General features: G+C 64.9%; 26 protein-coding genes and 1 tRNA gene. 14 read left to right on the top strand and 13 right to left on the bottom strand.

Annotated elements, in window-relative coordinates:
- The first annotated feature begins 117 nt into the window (after window positions 1-117).
- The 3 genes from E2I15_RS30725 to panE all read left to right on the top strand — a co-directional run bounded on the left by E2I15_RS30725 (window position 118) and on the right by panE (window position 3,219).
- On the top strand, window positions 118-1,467 hold the full coding sequence (locus E2I15_RS30725; protein ID WP_422109827.1) for an MATE family efflux transporter: 1,350 nt from the start codon (window positions 118-120) through the stop codon (window positions 1,465-1,467).
- 110 nt (window positions 1,468-1,577) lie between these two features.
- The gene (locus E2I15_RS30720) at window positions 1,578-2,183 is read left to right on the top strand and encodes a 2-hydroxychromene-2-carboxylate isomerase (protein ID WP_038382800.1); all 606 of its coding nucleotides are present in this window, start codon (window positions 1,578-1,580) and stop codon (window positions 2,181-2,183) included.
- A 115-nt stretch (window positions 2,184-2,298) separates the two neighbouring features.
- Window positions 2,299-3,219: a 2-dehydropantoate 2-reductase gene (panE, locus tag E2I15_RS30715; protein ID WP_137478273.1), complete on the top strand. Its 921-nt coding sequence runs from the start codon at window positions 2,299-2,301 to the stop codon at window positions 3,217-3,219.
- 146 nt (window positions 3,220-3,365) lie between these two features.
- On the opposite strand, the gene E2I15_RS30710 is transcribed toward panE, so the two are convergent.
- The 3 genes from E2I15_RS30710 to E2I15_RS30700 form a co-directional block, all read right to left on the bottom strand.
- The gene (locus E2I15_RS30710; RefSeq protein ID WP_137478274.1) at window positions 3,366-3,947 is read right to left on the bottom strand and encodes a c-type cytochrome; all 582 of its coding nucleotides are present in this window, start codon (window positions 3,945-3,947) and stop codon (window positions 3,366-3,368) included.
- A 194-nt stretch (window positions 3,948-4,141) separates the two neighbouring features.
- A complete protein-coding gene (locus E2I15_RS30705; protein WP_137478275.1) occupies window positions 4,142-5,419 on the bottom strand; it encodes a PQQ-dependent sugar dehydrogenase in 1,278 nt (425 codons plus the stop codon).
- Window positions 5,420-5,687: 268 nt separating this feature from the next.
- A complete protein-coding gene (locus E2I15_RS30700) occupies window positions 5,688-6,206 on the bottom strand; it encodes a DUF2865 domain-containing protein (RefSeq protein WP_246668007.1) in 519 nt (172 codons plus the stop codon).
- Here E2I15_RS30700 and E2I15_RS39370 point away from each other — a divergent pair.
- Window positions 6,205-6,471 (top strand): hypothetical protein, encoded by a 267-nt coding sequence (locus tag E2I15_RS39370; RefSeq protein ID WP_246668008.1) that lies wholly within the window; start codon window positions 6,205-6,207, stop codon window positions 6,469-6,471. The two genes, E2I15_RS30700 and E2I15_RS39370, sit on opposite strands and share 2 nt — an antisense overlap.
- A 157-nt stretch (window positions 6,472-6,628) precedes the next feature.
- On the opposite strand, the gene E2I15_RS30695 is transcribed toward E2I15_RS39370, so the two are convergent.
- Window positions 6,629-6,703: transfer RNA gene (locus E2I15_RS30695), tRNA-Gly, on the bottom strand.
- A gap of 160 nt (window positions 6,704-6,863) precedes the next feature.
- On the bottom strand, window positions 6,864-7,319 hold the full coding sequence (locus E2I15_RS30690) for an SRPBCC family protein (RefSeq protein WP_246668009.1): 456 nt from the start codon (window positions 7,317-7,319) through the stop codon (window positions 6,864-6,866).
- A 257-nt stretch (window positions 7,320-7,576) separates the two neighbouring features.
- Between E2I15_RS30690 and trxA the strand changes: the two genes are divergently transcribed.
- Both trxA and E2I15_RS30680 read left to right on the top strand, forming a co-directional pair.
- Window positions 7,577-8,497, top strand: coding sequence for a thioredoxin (gene trxA, locus E2I15_RS30685; protein ID WP_170991466.1), 921 nt, complete (start codon window positions 7,577-7,579; stop codon window positions 8,495-8,497).
- A gap of 30 nt (window positions 8,498-8,527) precedes the next feature.
- Entirely contained in the window at window positions 8,528-9,202 is a 675-nt protein-coding gene (locus E2I15_RS30680) for an LON peptidase substrate-binding domain-containing protein (RefSeq protein WP_137478278.1), read from the top strand.
- A gap of 84 nt (window positions 9,203-9,286) precedes the next feature.
- On the opposite strand, the gene E2I15_RS30675 is transcribed toward E2I15_RS30680, so the two are convergent.
- From E2I15_RS30675 to E2I15_RS30650, 6 genes are all read right to left on the bottom strand, one after another.
- Window positions 9,287-9,841 (bottom strand): cytochrome b/b6 domain-containing protein, encoded by a 555-nt coding sequence (locus E2I15_RS30675; RefSeq protein ID WP_137478279.1) that lies wholly within the window; start codon window positions 9,839-9,841, stop codon window positions 9,287-9,289.
- 10 nt (window positions 9,842-9,851) lie between these two features.
- The gene (locus E2I15_RS30670) at window positions 9,852-10,142 is read right to left on the bottom strand and encodes a PepSY domain-containing protein (protein WP_137478280.1); all 291 of its coding nucleotides are present in this window, start codon (window positions 10,140-10,142) and stop codon (window positions 9,852-9,854) included.
- Between the two features lie 228 nt (window positions 10,143-10,370).
- Window positions 10,371-12,905, bottom strand: coding sequence for a bifunctional diguanylate cyclase/phosphodiesterase (locus E2I15_RS30665; RefSeq protein WP_246668010.1), 2,535 nt, complete (start codon window positions 12,903-12,905; stop codon window positions 10,371-10,373).
- A 161-nt stretch (window positions 12,906-13,066) separates the two neighbouring features.
- The gene (locus tag E2I15_RS30660) at window positions 13,067-13,489 is read right to left on the bottom strand and encodes a PaaI family thioesterase (protein ID WP_137478281.1); all 423 of its coding nucleotides are present in this window, start codon (window positions 13,487-13,489) and stop codon (window positions 13,067-13,069) included.
- Window positions 13,486-14,292: a crotonase/enoyl-CoA hydratase family protein gene (locus E2I15_RS30655; RefSeq protein WP_137478282.1), complete on the bottom strand. Its 807-nt coding sequence runs from the start codon at window positions 14,290-14,292 to the stop codon at window positions 13,486-13,488. The genes E2I15_RS30660 and E2I15_RS30655 overlap by 4 nt, the downstream gene beginning before the upstream one ends.
- An 11-nt stretch (window positions 14,293-14,303) precedes the next feature.
- On the bottom strand, window positions 14,304-14,654 hold the full coding sequence (locus E2I15_RS30650) for a hypothetical protein (protein WP_137478283.1): 351 nt from the start codon (window positions 14,652-14,654) through the stop codon (window positions 14,304-14,306).
- Window positions 14,655-14,747: 93 nt separating this feature from the next.
- Between E2I15_RS30650 and E2I15_RS30645 the strand changes: the two genes are divergently transcribed.
- Window positions 14,748-15,284, top strand: a complete 537-nt coding sequence (locus E2I15_RS30645) for a TetR/AcrR family transcriptional regulator (protein ID WP_137478284.1) — start codon at window positions 14,748-14,750, stop codon at window positions 15,282-15,284.
- Window positions 15,285-15,380: 96 nt separating this feature from the next.
- Window positions 15,381-15,578: a Trm112 family protein gene (locus E2I15_RS30640; RefSeq protein WP_018269337.1), complete on the top strand. Its 198-nt coding sequence runs from the start codon at window positions 15,381-15,383 to the stop codon at window positions 15,576-15,578.
- A gap of 23 nt (window positions 15,579-15,601) precedes the next feature.
- Here the strand turns inward: E2I15_RS30640 and E2I15_RS30635 are convergent, their stop codons facing one another.
- The gene (locus tag E2I15_RS30635) at window positions 15,602-16,822 is read right to left on the bottom strand and encodes a ubiquinone biosynthesis hydroxylase (RefSeq protein WP_137478285.1); all 1,221 of its coding nucleotides are present in this window, start codon (window positions 16,820-16,822) and stop codon (window positions 15,602-15,604) included.
- 117 nt (window positions 16,823-16,939) lie between these two features.
- Here E2I15_RS30635 and tesB point away from each other — a divergent pair, with 117 nt between their 5' ends.
- Window positions 16,940-17,803 carry an acyl-CoA thioesterase II gene (gene tesB / locus E2I15_RS30630; RefSeq protein ID WP_016841424.1) on the top strand — a complete coding sequence of 288 codons (864 nt, stop codon included), beginning with the start codon at window positions 16,940-16,942 and terminating at the stop codon, window positions 17,801-17,803.
- A gap of 38 nt (window positions 17,804-17,841) precedes the next feature.
- On the opposite strand, the gene E2I15_RS30625 is transcribed toward tesB, so the two are convergent.
- Complete coding sequence (locus tag E2I15_RS30625) at window positions 17,842-18,732, bottom strand: DUF4339 domain-containing protein (RefSeq protein ID WP_137478286.1); 891 nt, start codon at window positions 18,730-18,732, stop codon at window positions 17,842-17,844.
- A 351-nt stretch (window positions 18,733-19,083) separates the two neighbouring features.
- Between E2I15_RS30625 and E2I15_RS30620 the strand changes: the two genes are divergently transcribed.
- From E2I15_RS30620 to E2I15_RS30600, 5 genes are all read left to right on the top strand, one after another.
- Entirely contained in the window at window positions 19,084-19,422 is a 339-nt protein-coding gene (locus E2I15_RS30620) for a P-II family nitrogen regulator (RefSeq protein ID WP_016841426.1), read from the top strand.
- Window positions 19,423-19,557: 135 nt separating this feature from the next.
- Window positions 19,558-20,877 (top strand): ammonium transporter, encoded by a 1,320-nt coding sequence (locus E2I15_RS30615; RefSeq protein ID WP_137478287.1) that lies wholly within the window; start codon window positions 19,558-19,560, stop codon window positions 20,875-20,877.
- 78 nt (window positions 20,878-20,955) lie between these two features.
- A complete protein-coding gene (locus tag E2I15_RS30610) occupies window positions 20,956-21,270 on the top strand; it encodes an ArsR/SmtB family transcription factor (protein ID WP_137478288.1) in 315 nt (104 codons plus the stop codon).
- A complete protein-coding gene (locus E2I15_RS30605; RefSeq protein WP_137478289.1) occupies window positions 21,267-21,623 on the top strand; it encodes an SRPBCC family protein in 357 nt (118 codons plus the stop codon). Before E2I15_RS30610 ends, E2I15_RS30605 begins: the two co-directional genes overlap by 4 nt.
- Window positions 21,624-21,678: 55 nt before the next feature.
- The gene (locus E2I15_RS30600; RefSeq protein ID WP_137478290.1) at window positions 21,679-22,281 is read left to right on the top strand and encodes an ATP-dependent Clp protease proteolytic subunit; all 603 of its coding nucleotides are present in this window, start codon (window positions 21,679-21,681) and stop codon (window positions 22,279-22,281) included.
- The last annotated feature ends 16 nt before the right edge of the window (window positions 22,282-22,297 follow it).

Here is a 22,297-nt window from a genome sequence, read left to right as displayed (position 1 = left end):
CCCACCCGCCGCGCTTCGCGCGTCGACCTCCCCCGCAAGCGGGAGAGGTGCAGCGAGAGTGTCGTCTGATCTAAGACGCACCAGCCAGGTGCCTAGCCAATCTTTTGGAAGTTGAACGTGTCCAACCCTCCCTCCCTGCGCAAAGCCTTCCTCGCCTTCCTCGCGCCGATGCTGCTCAGCAATGTGCTGCAGTCGCTGTTCGGCACCATCAACGGCGTCTATCTCGGCCAGATGATCGGCGTCGACGCGCTCGCGGCCGCCTCGGTGTTCTTTCCGGTGATGTTCTTCTTCATCTCCTTCGTGATCGGCCTGAGCGCCGGCGCCTCGGTCATGATCGGCCAGGCCTGGGGCGCGGGGGAGCCGGACCGGGTGAAGGCGGTCGCCGGCACCACCATGACCGTGACGCTGCTGCTCGCGCTGGCGATCGCGATCCTCGGCGGCCTGTTCGCTCGCCCGCTCTTGATCGCGCTCGCGACGCCATCCGACGTCCTCGACGCCGCGGTGGCTTATGCGCGGATCATGATGATCACGATGCCGATAACCTTCGCATTCCTGCTGCTGACGGCGATGATGCGCGGCGTCGGCGACACCGTGACGCCGCTGGTTGCGCTGACGGTCTCGACCATCGTCGGCCTGGTGGTGACGCCGGCGCTGATCCGCGGCTGGCTCGGCCTGCCGATGCTCGGCGTCGCCAGCGCTGCCATCGCCTCCGCGGTCTCGGGCGTGGTCACGCTGCTGTGGCTGCATGTTCATATGCTGCGGCACCGCCATGCGCTCGCCTTCGACGCTGCGTTCCTGCGCGCGATGCGGCCGAACTGCGCCCTGCTGCGCATCGTGCTGCGGCTCGGCATTCCGACCGCGATCGGCATGGTGGTGGTCTCGCTCGCCGAGCTGGTGCTGCTCGGCCTCGTCAACGGTTTCGGCTCGGACGCCACCGCAGCCTATGGCGCGGTCAACCAGGTGATCGGCTATGTGCAGTTTCCGGCGATCTCGATCGCAATATCGGTGTCGATCTTCGGCGCGCAGGCGATCGGCCGCGGCGATTCCGCCCGGGTCGGCGCCATCGTCAGGACCGGGATCGAGATGAACCTGATATTGACCGGCGGGCTAGTCGTGCTCGGCTATCTCTTCGCGCGGCCGCTGATGGGCTTCTTCATCGTCGACAATGCGGTGCTCGGGCTGGCGCAGCAGCTTTTGTACATTGTGCTGTGGAGCATGGTGCTGTTCGGCATGGCGACGGTATTTTCGGGCGCGATGCGCGCCGGCGGCACGGTGTGGATGCCGCTGTTGCTCTCGACCCTGGCGATCGCGGTGGTCGAGGTGCCGGTCGCGATCCTGCTCAGCCGCGCCAGCGGCGTCAGCGGGATCTGGATCGCCTATCCCGTCACCTTCGCAACCATGTTCGTGCTGCAGATGGCCTATTACGCTCTGGTATGGCGCAAGCAGACCATTAAGCGGCTGATTTGACATCGCGCGCCGCGGCTCACATGATGATTATCATATTCTACTGATGGCGCCTGCGACAGCAGGTCCATGCTAGACAAGTCCAAATGAGACAAGCCGAGGGAGAGACCGTCGTGAGCCAAAATCCGCAATTCCTGTTCGATTTCGGCAGCCCCAACGCTTTCCTCAGCCATGAAGCGATCCCGGCAATCGAAAAGCGCACCGGCGTCAAGTTCGAATATGTCCCGATCCTGCTCGGCGGCATCTTCAAGGCCACCAACAACAAGTCGCCGGCCGAGACGCTGGCAGGCGTCAAGAACAAGCCGGAGTTTCAGAAGATCGAGACGGAACGCTTTCTCAAGCGCTTCAACGTCAAGCCCTACACCTGGAACCCGTTTTTCCCGGTCAATACGCTGAACCTGATGCGCGCGGCGGTCGCCGCCCAGTTCGAGGGCGTGTTCGAGAAATATATCGAGGCCGCCTTTCACCACATGTGGGTCGAGCCGAAGAAGATGGACGATCCTGAGGTCGCCGGCAAAGCCATCGCCTCCTCCGGCCTTGATGCCGCAAAACTGTTCGCCCGCGCGCAGGACGCGGATGTGAAGGCCAAGCTGATCGAATATACCTCGTCCGCCGTCGAGCGCGGCGCGTTCGGCTCGCCGACCTTTTTCGTCGGCAACGAGATCTTCTTCGGCAAGGAGCAGCTGCGCGAAGTCGAGGAAATGGTATCGGGAAAGTGAGATGAGCGAACGGCCAATAGCGAGTAGCGAATAGTCGAACAGCATCCCTATCTATTCGCCACTCCCATTCGCTAGTCGCCCGCGGGCAGCGAACAACAAAGAAGGACAAATTCCCATGCGCGTTCTCGTGGTCGGCGCCGGTGCGATCGGCGGTTATTTCGGTGGCCGGATGCTTCAGGCCGGCCGCGACGTCACCTTCCTGGTGCGCCCGCGCCGCGCTTCCGAACTCGCCTCCGCCGGGCTCGTGATCAAGAGCCCGAACGGCGACGTCACGCTGAACAGCCCGCCGACCGTGCAGGCCGACAAGCTGTCGGACAAGTTCGACGTCGTGCTGTTGAGCTGCAAGGCGTTCGATCTCGACGATGCGATCAAGTCGTTTGCGCCTGCCGTCGGCGGCAAGACCGCGATCATCCCGCTGCTCAACGGCATGCTGCATCTCGATGCGCTCGACAAGACGTTCGGAGCCCAGCATGTGCTCGGCGGTCTGTGCGCGATCGCGGCGACACTGAACGAGAAGCGCGAGGTGGTGCAGCTGCAGCCGATGCAGTCGCTCGGCTTCGGCGAGCGCGCCGGCAGCCTGTCGGATCGGGTGCGCGCGATCGCCGACACGTTCTCTGTCATCAACGGCGCGACCGCCAGCGATCACATTATGCAGGACATGTGGGAGAAGTGGGTGTTCCTGGCGTCGCTCGCCGCCTCGACCAGCCTGATGCGGACCTCGGTCGGCAACATCCTGGCCGCGCCCGGCGGCAAGGATTTCCTGCTCGGCATCCTCGACGAATGCAGCGCGATCGCCGCCGACGCCGGCCACGCCCCGGGCGGCCCGTTCTTCCAGCGTACCCGCGGCCTCCTGACCACCGAGGGCTCGCCGATGACCGCATCGATGTTCCGCGACATCAAGGCGGGGCTGCCGGTCGAGGCCGATCACGTGATCGGCGACCTGATCGTGCGCGCCGACGCCGCCAAGATCCCGGTGCCGAAGCTGCGCACGGCCTACACGCACCTCAAGGCGTATGAGAAGCAGCGAAGCGCTTAGCACACAACCAGTGTCGCCCTGCGAAAGCAGGGACCCATACGCCGCGGCCTTTCGATTTGAGGCGGTCGTGGTTGACATCTCTTCAAGGGAATTGAGGCCGGTGGTTATGGGTCCCTGCTTTCGCAGGGACGACACCTTCCTTGCGGCTACAGATGCGCCAGATAATGCGCGAGCGCGGTGATCTCCTCGTCGCTCAGCGGATAGGCGACATCGGCCATCGCAGCCTGAGCCCCACCGGAGCGCAGGCCCGACTTGTAATCGTGCAGCGCCTTGACGAGATATTCCTCGCGCTGGCCGGCGATGCGGGCCACCGCCTTGGTGCCGGCAAACGTATCGCCATGGCATGAGGCGCAGCGGCGGCCGGCGGCGGCCTGCTTGCCCTTTTCCGACAAGTCCGGATTGTCGTCCTTGCCGCCCTTGAACGGCGTCAGCGACGCGAAATAGGCGCCGAGATTTCGGATGTCGTCGTTGTTGAGCTGCTCGACGATCGGCTGCATCTGCTCGTTCTTGCGCGCGCCGGCGCGGAAGAACACCAGCTGCCATTGAATGTACTGGTCCAGCTGGCCGGCCAGCGAGGGAATGTTCTCGGTCTGCGAGATGCCGTTCTCACCGTGACAAGCGGCACAGATTTCGGCCTTCGCCTTGCCGGCGGCGACATCGGCGGCATTGGCAAGAGGAGCCATCGCGATCGCCGAGGCGAGCAGAACTCCGAGGCTCACAACGCGCATTGCCAGTTTTCTCCGTGTGTCATTGCCGGGCTCGACCCGGCAATCCATCTGGCTTGAAAGAGGTTTCTTGGTTTGGATGGATGCCCGGATCAAGTCCGGGCATGACGAGTCTGTTCCTTTGCAAGCGTGCCCGAACCACGCGAATGAGGCTGCGGTCACCTCACGGCTACCGCAGCCTCATATTGCTTCAACCCCTACTTCTTGCCGTAGCTGATGCGATAGATCGCACCGGCCCAGTCGTCGGCGACGAGGATCGAGCCATCCTTGTCGAGCAGGATGTCGGCGGGACGGCCGAGATAGCCCTGGTCACCCTCGATCCAGCCGGAAGCGAAGATGTCCTGCTTGGCGTTCTTGCCGTCGGGGCTCGCGGTGATCCGCACGATGCGGCCGCCCTGATACTTGTGCCGGTTCCAGGAGCCGTGCTCGGCGATCAGGATGCTGTTCTTGTACTCGGCCGGGAATTGGCTGCCGGTATAGAACTTCATGCCGAGCGGAGCCACGTGCGCACCGAGATTGTAGACCGGCGGGGTGAACTCCGAGCACTTGTGGCCCATCGCGAACTTGGTGTCCGGCAGGTTGCCCTGGTGGCAATAGGGATAGCCGAAATGCTCGCCGATCTTGGAGATCATGTTGAGCTTGTCGCTCGGCAGATCGTCGCTGATCCAGTCGCGGGCATTCTCGGTGAACCAGTATTTGCCGGTGCGCGGATCGACGTCGCCGCCGACCGAGTTGCGTACGCCGAGCGCCCAGATCTCCGCGTTGCCGGTCTTCGGATCGACGCGGCGGATCTGCGACACCGAGGTCGGCGGGATGCCGATGTTGAAGGGCGGGCCGAACGGAATGTAGAACCAGCCGTCCTTGTCGACGGCGATGTATTTCCAGCCATGCGCCGCGTAGGACGGCATGTCGTCATACACCACCTTGCCCTGGCCGAGATTGTCGAGATTGGCTTCGGCGTTGTCGTACTTGATCAGCTTGTCGACCGCGATGACGTAGAGCGCGCCGTCGCGGAAGGCGAGGCCGGTCGGCATGTTGAGGCCCTTGAGGATGGTCTTGACCTCTTTCTTGCCGTTGTTGTCCTTGATCGCATAGACGTTGCCGAGCCCGAACGAGCCGACGAACAGCGTGCCCTTTTCGCCCCAGGCCATTTGCCGCGCCGCGAGCACGTTCGAGGCATAGACCTCGATCTTGAAGCCCGGCGGCAGCTTGATCTTCTTCATCATCGCCGCGAGCTCGGAATCGGACGCGCCGGTCGGCGGACCGGACGGCGGGGCAAGGCCCTTCTGCGCCTCGGTCTCGTCGCCGAGGAACCAGTCATCCGGCGGATGGGTCCAGAATTCCTTGGTGCCGGACTCGTACTTCTTCAGCGCACGATTCTTGTCTGTTTGTTGCTGTGCATTGGCGAAGGTCGTCCCCGCCAGCAGCGCAATCGCCGCGAACGCAAGTATTGATCGATTGAAAGCCGATTTCATCGCGTCACTCCCCTATGCAAGCCGTTGCAGCTTGCCTGTTATTGATTTTGAACGCCCTGAGAGATGATGGTGGCGGTCTGTGAGGTAGGTCAGACAGCAAAATGGTAGCACATCCAACGACGCTGAAAAGCGCATGCGCCGGTGTGCGCTGCGTCAAAACTAGTTGAGACGATATTTGAGACGAAGTTTTCCTGAGCAGCCTGCCTGATAACAAGGCATTCTGCACCGCAGCGTGATATTCGAGTGAAGCTAACGCTCGTGGTCGCCGCTATCGAGACGACAGGCGCGCCAGACCGAGCGCCTGCGCCTTGGCCTTCGACAGCGGCCTGAACAACACGCTGCGCCGCTGCCCGCTCGTGATCGCCGCGATCTTGAAGCCGTCATCGGCGGCGATGATGTCGCCGGTCCGAAGCGTCATGTCGTCCTCGATCGCAATCGGCGACAGGCCGGTGGACGCGCCGGCGCTGCACGAGCATTGCGGCACCATCTCGCGCTGAAAGCGGAATGCATTCGCAAGCGTCTTGTAGGTCTCGCCCGCTTCGGTTCTGGCGCTGTCGATATCGGAACCGGAGTACAGCTTCACCTCGGCGGCGGGACAGGCCGCCTCGCACGCCTTGACGTCCGCCGTCTCGCTCACGCGCGGCAGCGGAAAGAAGCGGCCATCGCAGGTCCTGACGCAGAAGTTTTGCTGGCCGCCTCGGTGCGATCGCGTCGTGATGTAGACCCGCGCTCGCGGCCGTTCGGCCGGCTCGAAGTCAGGCGCCGGCCCAAAGCCAAAGCCGGGCATGGGAGAGAAGCTGGGCGTCGGGGCATACGCCGAGTCGCTCGGCAATTGCTGCGCCGATGCGCCCGAACATGTCCAGACGCCGACAAGCACGACCAGCGCAGCAACGTTTGCGCGAGCCAAGCGACGATTTAACCCAGGAGCCGGCTTCCAACCGATCGACATCGTTCACGCGCTTGCCGCGCCGGCAAAACCGGCCGCAACCATTCCAACGCCAACACAACCACAGATTTCTATCAGTTTTGAGAATGCATCGTTTGTCGGTTAACAAAAGCCGGAAACCGCCGCGGCGGGCCGCGACGTCTTGACCTCGCAATCGCGGCTTGGAGATGCGGCCTCGGACCGGACAGCAAAAAGCCCGCGCCAACGGGCGGGCCGCATCAGCGGGCCTTCATCAGACTGTCAGCTCGGTCAGCGAGAAGTCTTGGAGCGGGCGAAGGGGCTCGAACCCTCGACCCCGACCTTGGCAAGGTCGTGCTCTACCACTGAGCTACACCCGCATCCGAAATGGCGGCGATCGCTCGCCGGCAACGGCAGACCTATGCCAAAAGCTGTCTGTGAATGCAACACAAGAGCGCGGTCCGAACCTCACGAAATCGCCCGGTTTCCCTAAAAATTGACCTCGAATCGGCCGAAACCGGCCGCGCCGCCGATTTCTTTTTAGATTTCTGCCGGAACCTGCCTCAGGGCCATCTCGTCCCGCAGCGATTCGAGCCAGGTCTCGAACCAGCCGGTCAGCGTCTGCGTCAGCTCGAGGCGGCGGGTCGGGTCGCAATCGAACACGGCCCACCATTCGATAAAGGCCCGGTCGCCGTCGATCACCGGAGTTACCCGCAGGGTCGCACTGAAATCCGTCACCGGCAGGGTCGGGGTGTCGACAAATTCGTAGGTCTGGAAGCGCTCGACGTCGGACTGCGCGAGCAGCCGCTGCCGGATCCGCCGCTCCCGGTACAGCACATTGCGCACGGCCCCGACGGTATCGCCGGATTTGCCGTCCTCGATCTCGCTCGTCCCCGCGCCATGGACCCAAACCGGGTAATTGTTGAAATCGCGGATGATTTTCCAGACCTCGCCGGCCGGCTGCTCGAACACCGTGCTGTAATAGGCCTTTGCCACGGGCGCTCCCCTGCTGCGATGAAGGATCGCCATCATCGGCCGTTCCGCGGCCCCAACCCACCCGATCTCCGATGGAACGGGACAGGCGGCCAGGCGATTGAATTTTGCTGGCTGACTGCCATTTACCGAGCATGATCCCGGAAACCGGTTCCCACTTTTCCGGGATCATGCTCTAGCTGACAGAACGGCTGAACGTGCCGTTCCGGGCGTGCTAGAACGCCCCCGGATTTCCGACCTCAGAAGCAGGCGAGGACAACGTGACGATAATGGAGCAGGGCGGCCCCACGCCCGAGGCAGCGCCCGATCTGATCAAGGAGACGACGACCCAGACCTTCGTCAAGGACGTCATCGAGGAATCGCGCCGTCAGCCGGTCATGATCGACTTCTGGGCGCCGTGGTGCGGTCCCTGCCGCCAGCTCACGCCGATCCTGGAAAAGGCGGTTCGCAACGCCAAGGGCCGGGTCAAGCTCGTCAAGATGAATATCGACGAACATCCGCAGATTCCCGGCCAGATGGGCATCCAGTCGATCCCGGCCGTGATCGCCTTTGTGGGCGGCCAGCCCGCCGACGGCTTCATGGGGGCGGTGCCGGAGAGTCAGGTCAACGCCTTCATCGAGAAGATCACCAAGGGCGTGCCGGCCGCCGGCGAGCCCAATCTCACCGAGATCCTGGCCGAGGCCGACGCCGTGCTTGCCGAGGGCGACGCCGCCCAGGCCGCGCAGATCTATGCCGAGGTGCTGGCGCACGACGCCGCCAACATCGCGGCGCTCGCCGGCCTCGCCAAGTGCTACGTTACGTCGGGTGCGATGGAGCAGGCCAAGCAGACGCTGGCGATGGTTCCGGAATCCAAGCGCAACGACGCCGCGGTGAAGGCGGTGCAGGCGGCGATCGATCTCGCCGAACAGGCGGAAGCGGTCGGGCCGGTCGCGGAGCTGGAACAGAAAGTCGCCGCAAACCCGCTCGATCATCAGGCCCGATTCGATCTCGCCACCGCGCTCAATGCGATGGGCAAGCGCACGGAAGCGACCGAGCAATTGCTCGCCATCGTCAGGCGTGACCGCAAGTGGAACGACGACGGCGCGCGCAAGCAGCTGGTGCAGTTCTTCGAGGCGTGGGGCGGCACCGATGAGGCAACCGTCGAGGGGCGCAAGCGGTTGTCGACCATCCTGTTCTCGTAAAGCACGCCCGTCACAGCAGCGGGACCGCAGATGCCGATCAATGCCGAATATCGCGGCCCCGGCGAGCTCCCGGAGGTGATCCCGGTGTTCCCGCTGCCCGGCGCGTTGCTGCTGCCGCGCGGCCAGATGCCGCTCAACATCTTCGAGCCGCGATATCTCGCGATGATCGACGACGCACTGCGCGACGGCCATCGCCTGATCGGCATGATCCAGCCCGACGTGGCGCACTCGCAGAAGGAGGCGAAGCCGGTCCTGTTCCGGATCGGCTGCGTCGGCCGCATCACCCAGCTCGCCGAATCCGGCGACGGCCGCTACATCCTCGAACTGACCGGCGTCGCGCGCTTCAAGGTGGTCGAGGAGCTCACCGTGCAGACGCCGTACCGGCAGTGCAAGGTCGACTTCTTCTCCTTCGCCGGCGACTTCACCGCGCGCAAGGGTGAGGAGGCCGTCGACCGCAAGGCGCTGCTCGAAGTGCTGGCCGATTTCCTGGAAGCCAACAATCTGAAGGTCGACTGGGAAGGGATCGAGTCCGCGCCCAACGAGGCGCTGGTCAATGCGCTGGCGATGATGTCGCCCTATGGTCCGGCCGAGAAGCAGGCGATGCTCGAGGCGCCGGACCTGAAGACCCGCGCCGAGATCCTGATCGCGGTCACCGAGATGGACCTCGCCAAGAAGCGCACCTCGGGCGACCCGCCGGTGCAGTAAGCATGATCCGGAAAAGTGCGAAGCGGTTTTCCGAAAAGATCATGCTCAAACAACGATCCCGCTTTAGGCTCGGCACCCTCCCCATCAGCGATTGCGCAGTTGCTTGCGGCCGGTGAACATCGCGCGTACCAGGTTCTGACGCTGCAGCAAGCCGACCACGATGACCCCGAGCACGTGCAGGGCGACCAGGATGATGACCGCATCCGAGGCATAGGCGTGGGTGTCCTCGACCCACCAGACACCGAAGAAGGTCACGGTGATCTCCATCGCGCCCGTGATTGTCGAGATCGCAAGCAGGACCAGCAGCGCCACCAGCATCACGGTGCCCGCGGGATTGAGCCCGATATAGCGCCCGGTGATGCCGCGGCGGAGATTCCAGATGTAGCGCGGCGCGGCGCGCAGGCGAACGCCAAGCCTGCCGAAACGCGCGTAGCGCGTGCCGGCAAAGCCCCAGATCAGTCGGAACACCAACAGCCCGATCACCGAATAACCCGCCAGCCGGTGCAGCCGGTCATAGGTGCTGGGCGTCACCCAGGCGACCAGGACGAGGATGGCGAGCGCCCAGTGCCACAGCCGCAGCGGCAGGTCCCAGACCTGCACGCTGGTCGCGCCGCGGGCGCCCGGCGCCGCCTCCGTCATCGCGCCTGCTTCACTTCGCGATCGTGTGCTTCAGGCTGAGATCTTCCGGGCTGTAGAACAGCTCGTAGAGCTTGCCTTCCTTGACGCCGTACACCTCGTAGCAGGAGCCCTCGATCTTCGACCGGCGCACCTCGTAGCCGAGCGCCTTGGCCTTGGCTTCGGCTTCGCTTGCCGGCTTCCACGACGCCTTGTCGAGCTTGGTGCAATTCTTGTAGCCGTCGGCGAACGCCGCCGATCCGGTCAGCCCAAGAGCGCTCCCAAGGACGCATGCTGCAAGCGCAGCGCTCAAAATCACTCTCACCCGTATCTCCCCTCCGTTGACAATCATGCCCACAACGCCTTCGCGCAGGGCACATGCGTGAAGAATGCTGAGGCGATTGCCAAGTCAAGGAAGCGCCGCGGAGGCTGGCTTTAGAGGAATTCTAACGGTTGCGAAAACCGCTTTGCGCTCTACGCGCAGTTTGGTTTTGACGGCGTACTGCGGCCTTACGCCTCATGCGTATCGGGGCCGCCCGCCGCAACCTATCGATCAGGACGCGGCACCCGCCATAGCGAGACGAGCCGCAGGCCGTTCGGCCGCTGCCGGGGTTCGCCCGCCGATCATCTGCGCGACCTTCTCGCTCTGCACCGGCGGGCTGAAATGGAAGCCCTGCACTTCCACGCAGGCGTCGGCGCGGAGGATGTCGAGCTGCTCCCTGGTTTCGACGCCTTCGGCCGTCGTGGTCTTGCCGAGGCTGACGGCAAAGCGAACGATCGCGCGCGCGATCCGGCGCGACTCGTCGGATGCGCCGGAAAGCTCGGAGACGAAGCTGCGGTCGATCTTGACCTTGTCGAACGGAAACTTCTGCAGAAAGCTCAGCGACGAGTAGCCGGTGCCGAAGTCGTCGAGCGCGATCCGCACCCCGAGATCGTGCAGTTGGCTGAGCGCGGTAAACACCGCTTCGCTGTCCTGAATGATGGCCGTTTCGGTGACTTCGAGCTCGAGCCGCTCCGGCGAAATTCCGGCACTCGCCAGCGCGTGCACGATCACCGGGACCAGCTCCGGACTCCTGAACTGCACAGGCGACAGGTTGATCGCGATCTTGAGGTCGTCGGGCCATTTGGCGGCCTCCGCACACGCGGTGCGCAGCACCCATTCCCCGAGCGGCACGATCAGCCCGGTCTCTTCCGCCAGCGGAATGAACTGCGCCGGAGAGACCATGCCGCGTTGCGGATGGTGCCAGCGGAGCAGCGCCTCGAAGCCGCAGGTCTCCCCGCTCGCGACATGGATGAACGGCTGATAGTGCAGCTCGAACTCGCCATTGGCGAGCGCACTGCGCATGTCGCGCTCGAGGCTGCGCCGGGCCTGCAGCAGCCGATCGAGCTCCGGCTCGAAGAAGCGGAACGAGCCGCGGCCACAGCTCTTGGCCGAGTAGAGCGCGAGATCGGCGCTGCGCAGCACCTCGTCCGAATCGGTGCCGTCGCGCGGTGCGATCGCAATGCCGATGCTGGTCGTGGTGGTCACCCGATGATCACCGAGATCGATCGGCTCGCTGAGCGCCTTCCTGATCTTCTCGGCGAGCAGGCCCGCTTCCGTGACCGGATCGCCGACATAATCGATCACCGCGAACTCGTCGCCGCCGAGCCGCGCGACCAGCGTCGTATCGCTGACGGACCTGCGCAAGCGGGCGGCCACCGACTTCAGCAGCGCATCGCCCGCCGGATGCCCGAGCGTGTCGTTGACGTCCTTGAAGCGGTCGAGATCGAGCATCAGCACCGCAAGGCTCGGTCCGCCGCTCCGGGCACCGGACAGCGCCCGCTCCATCCATTCCTTGAGCAGCACGCGATTCGGCAGATCGGTCAGCGCATCGTGCTGCGCCATATAGGTGATCCTGGCCTCGGAGCGCCGCTGCTCGGTGACGTCGCGATGCGTCGCCACCCAGCCGCCGCCGGGCATCGGCTGCCGCGTCACGCAGATCAAGCGGCCGTCGGCGAGCTCGTCGACCCGGCTGCTGATCTCGCCGGCCGGGAGCGCGTTCAATGTCGCGAGCACCTGCGTTGCGGCGCTGTCGCTGGTCTCGCCCTTGAGAATGCCGTTGGCGATGCGATGCCTGATGATCTCGCGATGGGCCGTGCCGGGCAGCAGCAATTCCGGCGGCAGCCGGTACATCTTGGCGTAGCGATCATTGCAAACGACGAGGCGCTTCTCCGCATCGAACATGCAGAGGCCCTCGCCCATGTGGTTGATCGCGGTATCCAGCCGGAACCTCTGCTCCTCCAGCGCCTTCTGCGACGCCTCGACCTGCTGTCGCGCCGATGAAAGCTGGCTGATGATCTCCTCGAAGCGGCGGGTGCGAAGCGCCAGCCGGCGATCCGCGAGCACGCCGACCAGGCTCATCCCGAGCACCGACAGCGCCACGCCGGCGATCACGATGGCGAGGAAGGCAGGCGAGAGCGACAAGGCCGCCGGAGCCTGCAACGGATCCGGAACGATCTCCACCGCGCCCATCGCGGTGAAATGATGCGACACGATCGCAAGCGTCAGCAGCAGCGCCGCGACGAGCGACATCCAGCGGTCCTGACGGCGGACCGCGATCGCCAGCGCGGCGTAACCGAACAACATGCCGAGCACGATGGAGGCCGCCACGAGATCGAGCGACCAGACCACGCGGCCCGGCACCTCCAGCGCCCACATGCCGAGATAGTGCATGCTGGCGATGCCGGCTCCGATCACGGCGCCGCCGACCGGCGCGCGCCAGCGGCTGGAGTCGCCGGCGGCAAGGCCGAGGCCGCCGGATGTCAGCATCATCGCCGCGGCGAGCGACAGCGCGGTGAGGACGATGCCGTAGCCGGTCGGGATTCCCGGCTCATAAGCCAGCATGGCGATGAAATGCGTTGCCCAGATGCCGTAGCCGATTGCGGCTCCCGCGATCGCAATCCAGATCAGCCGCGTCCTCGCCTGCGATGCAATTGCGCGATGAAAAATGTTGACGGCCACAATACTGGCAACGAAGCAGACCAGTCCGGCGAGCAGAACGAGCCGCCAGTCATGCTCACCTGAAAGGCACGTAAGAACACGAAACATGCGTCGGTCCATGGTTGTCCGTACGCACAGGCTAGGCTGATTGAATTGTCTTCTCGATAATATTCTGCAACTTTCGGTGGCATGGTTATCCGCGCGTAAGCCGATTCCGCACCGAAATTGATGGCTCCATAAATTTCACGGCCATACGCGACCCGCGCGACTCAGCCTGCCAGCGGAACGAGCACGGTTTCACCGGTTGCAACCAGCGAGGTCTCACCCTGCTCGTTCTCCGCAAAAAGTTCCGCGCGCGCGAAGACCTGCCTGCGTCCGGCACGCAATGTGGTGCCTTTGGCGATGAAGCAGCGGCCCAGCGCGGGCTTCAGGCAATTCATCGAGAAATGCGATGCGGTGACGGAACCCGCAATCGACGCCGCGGCAAAGCCGCAGGCGGTGTCGAGCAGCGCCGCGATCATTCCGGCGTGAAGGTGTCCCGCATATTGGGTGAGATCGTCGCGCCAGGGCATGCGCAGTTCCACCGTGCCGGTGCCGGCGACGACGACCTCGAAGCCGGCAAGCCGATTGAAGGCCGCCGACGCATTGGTCGCAACGAGACGTTCGAGATCGAAGCCCGGGCCGGTCGTCATGTAAAACTCCATTGCGGGGGCCGCCGTTCGAGATTCGCCCTGACGGCCTCGATGTGATTGGGCGAGCCGAGCAGAAGCGCCTGTTCGGCCGTTTCGGCTGCAAGTCCGGTCGCCGCATCGCGATCGGCTGCAAGATTGAGCAGCCGCTTGGCGGCGCGGATCGCATCCGGGCTGCGGTCCGCGATAGCGCGCGCCGTCTCCAGCGCCGCCTCGCGCGGCTGTTCGACGATCCGGGTGGCGAAGCCGTACCCGAGCGCGTCGTCCGCGGAGAAGACGCGCGCAGTGTAGGTGAGTTCACGGACCACATCCTCGCGCGCGAGATGGCGCATCAGCTGCGTGCCGGCCATGTCGGGCACCAACCCCCATTTGGCCTCGATGATCGCAAGGCGCGTGCCGGGTGCGAGATATCTGATGTCGGCACCGAGCATGAGCTGAAAGCCGCCGCCGAAGGCGATGCCGTGGACGGCGGCGATGACCGGCACCGGCAGTTCGCGCCAGAGCCACACCAGATGCTGCGCAAAGTTGGCAATGCCGCGGGTCCGCTGGCCGAGATCGGCAAAGGGCAGGATGGATTCGCCCTCCGTCGTTGCGACCAGACGCTCCATGTCGAGGCCTGCGCAGAAGGCTTGCCCTTCGCCCGAGAGCACCACGACGCGGAGCGTGCGGTTGTCCGCGAGTTGCGCGCCGATTTCGGCGATCGTGGCGAACATCGCCGGATCGAGCGCATTGAGCTTGTCCGGGCGGTTGAGCCTGACGTCCGCGACGCCATCGGCGATGCTGAGGCTGATGCGATCGGTCGTCATGATCGGCCTCGCTAGTAGCCGGCGGCGGCGAGCGCCACCACGGCGCTCATCGCCATCCAGCCGAAGTGGCGGAAGCGGGTCGCCACCGCGTTGGCGAGCGCTGCGACGCCAAACACGACGCCGAGCGTCGCTACGATCCAGTGCCGCGCGGCATCGGAGGCCATCGCGGGCGCGGCGAGCAGCAGCACGCCGCCGCCGATCCAGGCGACGGTGCCGGCCTGATAGACCAGGCGAAGCAAGAGCCGCAGCCGCGGCGGCTCGACGGTGGCGCGGGCGAATATCCTGGTTTCGCCGAGCACGCCATGGATCAGGCTGACCAGAATGGCGACGATGCCGGCGCCCTGCAGCAGAAGATCACGCATCGCGATGCCTCCATACACTACTGTATGGATATGATACCGGCCGCTGGCGCCTGTCAATACACTTGTGTATGGTGGCAGCGGGAACGAGGAACCATGACGGAACAGCTCTCGGTCAAGGACTGGCTCGATCAGGGCCTGAAGGCGCTGGCGCGACGCGGCTTCACGGCACTCAAGGCCGAGCCGCTGGCCAAGGCCATGGGCGTCTCGCGCGGCAGCTTTTACTGGCATTTCGCCGACATCGGCGCCTACCGCGCGGCGATCCTCACCCATTGGCGCGAGGTCGCGGCCGAGCAGGTGATCGCCGAGCTCGAGACCATTCCGGAAGGCGGCGACGCGCTGGCGCTGTTGCTGCGCCGCGCCTTCTCGGCGCGGCTGGCGCTGGAACGCGCCGTGCGCAGCTGGGCCATCGCCGATGCGGCGGCGCGCGCCGCCGTGCTCGAGGTCGACCAGCGCCGGATCGGCTATATCGAAACCCTGCTCCGGCAGGCCGGATTCGACGACGACGTGGCGCGCGGCCGCGCGCAGATCTTCTATTGGGCGTTCATCGGCTACGCGCTGTCCGAGCAGGCGCTGCCGAAGCCGCGTCAGCAGGCCGCGATCGACGAGTTGTTGCGGATGGCCAGGCGCTGACAGCGGTTATTTCGATGTGCTACATCACCGGCCAGTTTGTTTCTTCACGCGAACCGGTGCCCACTTCGCTCGAAAACGCTCCAGTCGGAGACTCCCATGAATTCCACGACCGACCATCTCGAAAGCACCGCCGACCCAAAACTGCTCGAAATCCTGGTGTGTCCGATCACCAAGGGGCCGCTGGAATTCGACGCCGCGCGGCAGGAGCTGATCTCGCGCTCGGCCAAACTCGCCTATCCGATCCGCGACGGCATTCCGATCATGCTGCCGGAAGAGGCGAGGAAGATCGATTGATGTAAGCGTAGCCCGGGCAAGCGCTACAGCGCCTCGCCCTTCAGCAGCCGCGGCACCTCGCCTGACAGTCCCGCCGCCTGGCGGATGAACATCTCCTTCAGCGGCGGCGCGCGATCGACGAGACCGAGGCCAATGTCGCGCACGGTGCGCAGCAGCGTCGATTCGTTGGAGAACAGGAAGTTCAGCGAGTTGGTGGCGACGCCCATCGCCATCGTGTCGAAGCGCCGCCAGCGCTGGTAGCGCTCGAGCACGTCGGCCTGGCCGAGGTCCATGCCGAGCCGCGCCGCATCGACCACGACCTCAGCGAGCGCAGCGACGTCCTTCAGGCCCATATTGAGCCCCTGCCCCGCAATCGGATGGATCACATGCGCGGCGTCGCCGATCAGCGCCAGCCGTTCGGCGATGAACGAGCGCGCGACGAAATAGCCGAGCGGAAAGGCGCGCGGCTTGTCGAGCGGCCTGATCTCGCCGAGATGCAGGCCGGAGCGCTGCTCGAGCTCGGCGTGGAATTGCTCTTCGTTCAAGGCGACAATGCGCGCGGCATCCTTGCGCGTCTCGGTCCACACCAGCGACGAGCGATTGCCGGTCAGCGGCAGGATCGCGAACGGCCCTGCGGGCAGGAAATGCTCCTCGGCGCGGCCGTGATGTTCGCGCTCGTGCCCGACCGTGACCACGATGCCGGACTGGTCGTAGTCCCAGCCATGGGTCGCAATCCCGGCGCGCTCGCGCAGCTTCGAGCGCGCGCCGTCGGCGGCAACCAGCAGGCTCGCATCGATCACGGTGCCGTCGGCCAGCGTGATGCTGACGCCGTCGGGGCGCGACGCGAAGCTCGACACCGCGGTGGCGCGCAGCTCGACGCCCTCGGCTTCGGCACGGCTCGCGAGCGCATCGATCAAATAGCGGTTCTCGACCATATGGGCGAACGGCTCGCCGGGCTCGACATTGCCGGCGAAGGTCAGGAACACCGGGCGCGTCGCGTCCTCCAGCCTGGAGTCGGTCACGACCATATCGGTGATCGGCTGCGCGGTCGGCGCCACCTGGCCCCAGACGCCGAGGGTCTCGAACAGCCGCCGGCAGGCCGCCACGATCGCGGTCGCGCGCGGATCGCGGCTCGGACGCTGGCTCAGCGCCGGATCGGCTACGATGACCGGGATGTCCGGCCCAAGCCCCTGGCGCAGCGCCACGGCCAGCGCCAACCCTGCAAATGCGCCCCCGCAGATGACAATACTTCGCTGTGCCGGCATGCGATCCTTACTCGATTACGCCATCAAAGGAGACTTGCTACCTGATATTAGCTGGGCGAAACAGAGTTTAGAAACAAGGGCGGCTAACAGCCCCAATCGTCATTCCGGGGCCTATCCATGTCCAAGAGCCTGATCGACCTGCTGTCCATCCTCGATCTCGAGCAGCTCGAGGTGAATTTGTTCCGCGGCAACAGCCCGAAGACGAGCTGGCAGCGCGTGTTCGGCGGCCAGGTGATCGGCCAGGCGATGGTGGCGGCCTGCCGCACCGTCGAGGGCCGGCTGCCGCATTCGATCCATTGCTACTTCATCCTGCCCGGCGATCCGCAGATCCCGATCATCTACCAGGTCGAGCGGCTGCGCGACGGCAAGAGCTATACCACCCGCCGCGTCACCGCGATCCAGCACGGCAACGCGATCTTCTCCATCATGGTGTCGTTCCATGCCGAGGAAGAGAGCAACTTCAACCACCAGGAGAAGATGCCCGACGTGCCGCCGCCGGAGAAGCTGACCGCGGAGGAGGTGTCGAAGCAGCCGATGTTCAAGGAGATGCCGGAGTTCATCCGCCGCTATTACGAGAGCGACCGGCCGATCGAGCTGCGCCCGGTCGAGCTCGGCCGCTATTTCGGCCAGAAGATCGACGACGGCCGCATCCATGTCTGGATCCGCACCGCGGCCAAGCTGCCTGACGATCCGGCGCTGCATCTGTGCGCGCTCGCCTATGCGTCGGATTTCTCGCTGCTCGATGCCGTGATGGCGCGCTACGGCCGCACGCTGTTCGACAAGCGCATGATGCCGGCGAGCCTCGATCACGCGATGTGGTTTCACCGCCCGTTCCGCGCCGACGAATGGCTGCTCTACGCGCAGGATTCGCCGAGCGCGCAGTCAGGCCGCGGCCTGACGCGCGGCCTGATCTTCAAGCCCGACGGCACGCTGGTGGCGTCCGTCGCGCAAGAAGGTTCGGTGCGCGAGCGAAAGGCGTAGAGGTTCACGCAGAGCCGGTCGGCACGATGAGATCGCGCCTACTGGCCGGCGTAGGCACCGCGCTCGGTCAGCGCGAATTGCGAGACGAACCAGTTGCCGTACCAGCGCAGCACCCACGGAATCGGGATCAGGAAGCCGCAGGCGATCGTGAACACGATGGTTCGCCACAGCACCTCGATGCCGGACGCGTTGAAGCTGACCTCGCGGCGCGTGCCGTCGATGTTGCGGCAGATCCAGCGCATCCAGGCGGTCAGCACCCAGGCCCAGCCGATGATGGTGATGGCCGAGACCACCATCGCCACGTACCAGCCGACATAGGCGACCGGGCTGCCCTTGAACGAGATCGGCAGGTCCTGGCCGCTCGAGCTGAGATGGCCGATGATCCAGCGCACGATCATCCAGCTCAGGAAGCCCTGCAGCAGCAGTGAGAGCAGCGTCACGATGTTGCTGTTGGCGGCGCCGGCATAGGTCAGAAGGCCGAGCACGATGAAGACCCACCAGATGTCGAGCGGCTGCCCGGTGAAGGCGAAGTGCGGGCGGCCCGGCACGCGGATATAGGGGATCGCAAAGCGATACAGGCCGGTCGCGGTCCACGGCGCCGGAATGACGAGAATCTGGCCGATGAACATCAAGAGGCTGCGGCCGAACAGGCCCCAGATCGGGAAGTCGGCGGACAGTGCGCCGCCGCTATAGCTTCCGGACGCCACCACCGGCGGCGGTCTGCCGGCCTGCGGAAATGCCGGCGGCGCGCCGGCGCTCCGGACGAGGCCCGGAATTTCCCCTGCCTTCTGCCAGCCGGCCATGCCCTCGGTCCACACCAGGGTGTCGGCCCCCACCATGCCCCGGGTGATCAGGTCGCGGAGCTGAGTTTCAGGCAGGGGGCCCTTTTGCTGGCCTTCGGATGCATAAAACCAGTTTCGGTTCGACATTTCTTGTTTCCTCGGGGCGCGCACAGGGACACGCGATAGGCGAAACGAACCAGCAAGAGCGCTGGCCGGGGCGGGAAAGCCACATTGTGGCGAAGCGTTTCCAATCCGTACAGTGAGGGACCTCACGCGCTGCGCATGTTTTCCGCTTCAATCTGCAAGTTTTTTATGCCATTTGCCCAGAAAGCTGCCAGATTTGGCGAACGCGAAACGCCGCTCGGGGATGGCAAATTGCCGCTCCGGGAGGCAGAAGGTGCCGGCTCGCGGGACGGCAAGTGCCGCCCCGGGGAGGGCAAGTGCCGCTCCGGGGACGGGCGTCCACGGAAAACCTCAAGGGAAATGAAGGCTTGAACCATGAAACTCGTTGTCGCGATCATCAAACCGTTCAAGCTCGATGAGGTGCGCCAGGCGCTGACCGCGATCGGCGTCCACGGCATGACGGTGACCGAGGTAAAGGGCTATGGCCGCCAGAAGGGTCACACCGAGATCTATCGCGGCGCCGAATATGTCGTGAACTTCCTGCCCAAGCTTCGGATCGAGATCGCCGTCGATACCGAACTCGCCGACAAGGCGGTCAGCGTCATCACCCAGCACGCCCGCACCGGCCAGATCGGCGACGGCAAGATCTTCGTGACGCCGATCGACCACGCGTTGCGTATCCGCACCGGCGAGACCGACAACGACGCACTCTGAACCCTGGAGCGTGATCCCTCGCGACAAGCGCGGAAAGCGTTTGCGCGGAGATCATGCTCAAGCAAGATCGCCGGCAACGACGCCGGCGCACGCCACAACCACACGCCAAGAAACGACGACCGCCGGGGAATGATGATGGGGGCACGAGCTCTTCGTGCAGCGATATCAGCTGCGCCGATCACTGCTGCAATCCAGTTCGCGCAGGCCACGCCGGCCTTCGCGCAAGACTCGGCATCCGGCTCCGGCATCAACGCCGCCGACACCGCCTGGATGATCGTCGCCACCGCGCTGGTGCTGATGATGACGATCCCGGGACTGGCACTGTTCTACTCCGGCATGGTGCGCAAGAAGAACGTGCTGGCGACGATGGCGCAGAGCCTCACCGCCGTTGCGCTCGTCTCGATCCTCTGGGTCACCTTCGGCTATTCGCTGAGCTTCGTCGGCGACGGTCCCTGGCTCGGCTCGCTCGATCGCTGGTTCCTGGCCGGCATCACCATGGACAGCATCAATCCGGCGGCGAAGACCATCCCCGAAGCGCTGTTCATGCTGTACCAGATGACGTTCGCGATCATCACGGTGGCGCTGGTCGCAGGCTCGGTCGCGGACCGCATGCGGTTCTCCGCCTATGTGCTGTTCTCGATCGGCTGGTTCATCTTCGCCTACGTGCCGCTGGCGCATTGGGTGTGGGGCGGCGGCTTCCTCGCATCGGCGGGCGTACTGGATTTCGCCGGCGGTCTCGTGGTGCATCTCTCCGCCGGAATCAGCGGCTTGGTCGCGGCCAAGGTGATGGGCAACCGGCACGGCTATGGCCATGACAATTTGTCGCCGTTCGATCTGTCGCTCGCGGTGGTCGGCACCGGCCTGCTCTGGGTCGGCTGGTTCGGCTTCAACGGCGGTTCGGCGCTCGCGGCCAATTCGCGCGCGGTGATGGCGATCACCGCCACCCATCTTGCGGCCTGCGCCGGCGCGCTGACCTGGGGCGCGATCGAATGGGCGACGCGCCGCAAGCCGTCGGTGCTCGGCATGATCTCGGGTGCGGTCGCGGGGCTCGGCACCATCACGCCGGCATCCGGCTTCGTCGCGCCGTGGCACGGCGTCATCATCGGCATCATTGCCGGCCTGGTCTGCTTCTGGGCCTGCACCTGGCTGAAGCATCGCTTCAAATATGACGACTCGCTCGACGTGTTCGGCGTGCACGGCATCGGCGGCCTGACCGGCACGCTGCTTGCGGGCGTGTTCGCGGCCTCGGCGATCGGCGGCACGTCCGGCCTGCTCGAGGGCAATCCCAAGCAGCTGCTGATCCAGCTCTACGGCGTCGCGGCCACCTTTGTCTGGTGCGGCGGCGTCACCTTCGTGCTGCTCAAGCTGGTCAGCGCCTTCGTCCCGCTACGTGTCTCGATGCAGCAGGAGCTCGAAGGTCTCGACATCTCCCAGCATGGCGAGGCGTTGCAATAAGCCGTCCGGCTCGCCCCGTCCTGAACCTCGCGCCAGTTCCGGCTTGCGCGACACATAAGTGTATGCTTATGTATCGTCATGGTCGATACCGACATCTTCAAGGCGCTGGCCGATCCGACCCGCCGCAAGGTCTTTGAGAAGCTGGCCGGCGGCAGCCTGAACGCCAGCGCCTTGCGCGACGGACTTGAGATCAGCCAGCCGGCGATATCGCAGCATCTGGCGGTGCTGCGCGCGGCAGGGCTGGTGCGCGAGCAGCGCCAGGGCCGCTTCGTGAATTATGAGGTCGACCCGGACGGCATCGCCAGCATCGGGATCTGGCTCGCCCGCTACCGCGCCTATTGGCCGAAGCGCATCGAAGCGCTCTCCGACCTGTTGAAGGACATGGATCAATGAGTGACGCAGTTGAGCCTGATCATGCCGACGCCGACCTGGTGCTCGAATACGAGCTCGATGCACCGCCTGAGAAAGTGTGGCGTGCGGTGACGATTCCGGCCCTGCGCGAACGCTGGCTCCCGGATTGCGACCTCGCGGAGGCTGAACCCCTCTCATCAATCGCTGGCGAGGAGGTGCGCTTCCGGCTGCGCGAGTCCGAGCCGCCGTTTCGCGAAAGCCATGTCACCTTCCGGATCGAGCCGAGCGAGGCCGGCGGCACCCGCTTTCGCATCATCCAGGAAGCCTGCGGCCATCGCGCAAACCGGCCGCAAGCGGCCAACACCAACTGCCGCACGTTGATGCGCGCGGCCTGACCCCGCACTTCATCACCCGCTGAGACTTCATCACCTGCAGACATGGAGGTCGCCGATGCGCGACATGATGCAACTCGTCCCTATGGTCGTCGAGCAGTCGAGCCGCGGCGAACGTTCCTTCGACATCTATTCCAGGCTCTTGCGCGAGCGCATCATCTTCCTGAACGGTGAGGTCAATGATGCGATGTCCGGCCTGGTCTGCGCCCAGCTGCTGTTCCTCGAGGCCGAGAATCCGCACAAGCCGATCAACCTCTACATCAACTCCTATGGCGGCGTGATCACCAGCGGGCTTGCGATGTACGACACCATGCAGTTCATCAAGGCGCCGGTGCACACGCTCTGCATGGGCACGGCGCGCTCGATGGGATCGTTTCTGCTGATGGCCGGCGAGCCCGGTCACCGCGCCGCGCTTCCGAATGCGAGCCTCCACGTGCATCAGCCGCTCGGCGGCTTCCAGGGCCAGGCATCCGACATCCTGATCCATGCCACCGAAATGCAGGAGACCAAGCGGCGCATCATCCGGCTCTATGCGCAGCACTGCGGGCGCACCGAGGGCGACGTGGAACGGACCCTGGATCGCGATCACTTCATGTCCGCGCAGCAGGCGCTCGAATGGGGGCTGATCGACAGGGTTTTCGCCGAACGCGACGCCGCCTAAAAGTATGATCCGGTGC

The organism is Bradyrhizobium sp. BR2003 (assembly GCF_009720285.1).
Classification (GTDB): domain Bacteria; phylum Pseudomonadota; class Alphaproteobacteria; order Rhizobiales; family Xanthobacteraceae; genus Bradyrhizobium; species Bradyrhizobium elkanii.
This window is presented reverse-complemented; position numbering and strand designations above follow the sequence as displayed.

Excerpts from the sequence above, each read along its gene's own strand:
- panE (WP_137478273.1), top strand. The coding sequence starts at position 2,299 with ATGCGCGTTCTCGTGGTCGGCGCCGGTGCGATCGGCGGTTATTTCGGT.
- E2I15_RS30710 (WP_137478274.1), bottom strand. The coding sequence starts at position 3,947 with ATGCGCGTTGTGAGCCTCGGAGTTCTGCTCGCCTCGGCGATCGCGATG.
- E2I15_RS30705 (WP_137478275.1), bottom strand. The coding sequence starts at position 5,419 with ATGAAATCGGCTTTCAATCGATCAATACTTGCGTTCGCGGCGATTGCG.
- E2I15_RS39370 (WP_246668008.1), top strand. The coding sequence starts at position 6,205 with ATGGGAGAGAAGCTGGGCGTCGGGGCATACGCCGAGTCGCTCGGCAAT.
- E2I15_RS30700 (WP_246668007.1), bottom strand. The coding sequence starts at position 6,206 with ATGCCCGGCTTTGGCTTTGGGCCGGCGCCTGACTTCGAGCCGGCCGAA.
- E2I15_RS30680 (WP_137478278.1), top strand. The coding sequence starts at position 8,528 with ATGCCGATCAATGCCGAATATCGCGGCCCCGGCGAGCTCCCGGAGGTG.
- E2I15_RS30675 (WP_137478279.1), bottom strand. The coding sequence starts at position 9,841 with ATGACGGAGGCGGCGCCGGGCGCCCGCGGCGCGACCAGCGTGCAGGTC.
- E2I15_RS30665 (WP_246668010.1), bottom strand. The coding sequence starts at position 12,905 with ATGTTTCGTGTTCTTACGTGCCTTTCAGGTGAGCATGACTGGCGGCTC.
- E2I15_RS30660 (WP_137478281.1), bottom strand. The coding sequence starts at position 13,489 with ATGACGACCGGCCCGGGCTTCGATCTCGAACGTCTCGTTGCGACCAAT.
- E2I15_RS30655 (WP_137478282.1), bottom strand. The coding sequence starts at position 14,292 with ATGACGACCGATCGCATCAGCCTCAGCATCGCCGATGGCGTCGCGGAC.
- E2I15_RS30650 (WP_137478283.1), bottom strand. The coding sequence starts at position 14,654 with ATGCGTGATCTTCTGCTGCAGGGCGCCGGCATCGTCGCCATTCTGGTC.
- E2I15_RS30645 (WP_137478284.1), top strand. The coding sequence starts at position 14,748 with ATGACGGAACAGCTCTCGGTCAAGGACTGGCTCGATCAGGGCCTGAAG.
- E2I15_RS30640 (WP_018269337.1), top strand. The coding sequence starts at position 15,381 with ATGAATTCCACGACCGACCATCTCGAAAGCACCGCCGACCCAAAACTG.
- E2I15_RS30635 (WP_137478285.1), bottom strand. The coding sequence starts at position 16,822 with ATGCCGGCACAGCGAAGTATTGTCATCTGCGGGGGCGCATTTGCAGGG.
- tesB (WP_016841424.1), top strand. The coding sequence starts at position 16,940 with ATGTCCAAGAGCCTGATCGACCTGCTGTCCATCCTCGATCTCGAGCAG.
- E2I15_RS30625 (WP_137478286.1), bottom strand. The coding sequence starts at position 18,732 with ATGTCGAACCGAAACTGGTTTTATGCATCCGAAGGCCAGCAAAAGGGC.
- E2I15_RS30620 (WP_016841426.1), top strand. The coding sequence starts at position 19,084 with ATGAAACTCGTTGTCGCGATCATCAAACCGTTCAAGCTCGATGAGGTG.
- E2I15_RS30615 (WP_137478287.1), top strand. The coding sequence starts at position 19,558 with ATGGGGGCACGAGCTCTTCGTGCAGCGATATCAGCTGCGCCGATCACT.
- E2I15_RS30610 (WP_137478288.1), top strand. The coding sequence starts at position 20,956 with ATGGTCGATACCGACATCTTCAAGGCGCTGGCCGATCCGACCCGCCGC.
- E2I15_RS30605 (WP_137478289.1), top strand. The coding sequence starts at position 21,267 with ATGAGTGACGCAGTTGAGCCTGATCATGCCGACGCCGACCTGGTGCTC.
- E2I15_RS30600 (WP_137478290.1), top strand. The coding sequence starts at position 21,679 with ATGCGCGACATGATGCAACTCGTCCCTATGGTCGTCGAGCAGTCGAGC.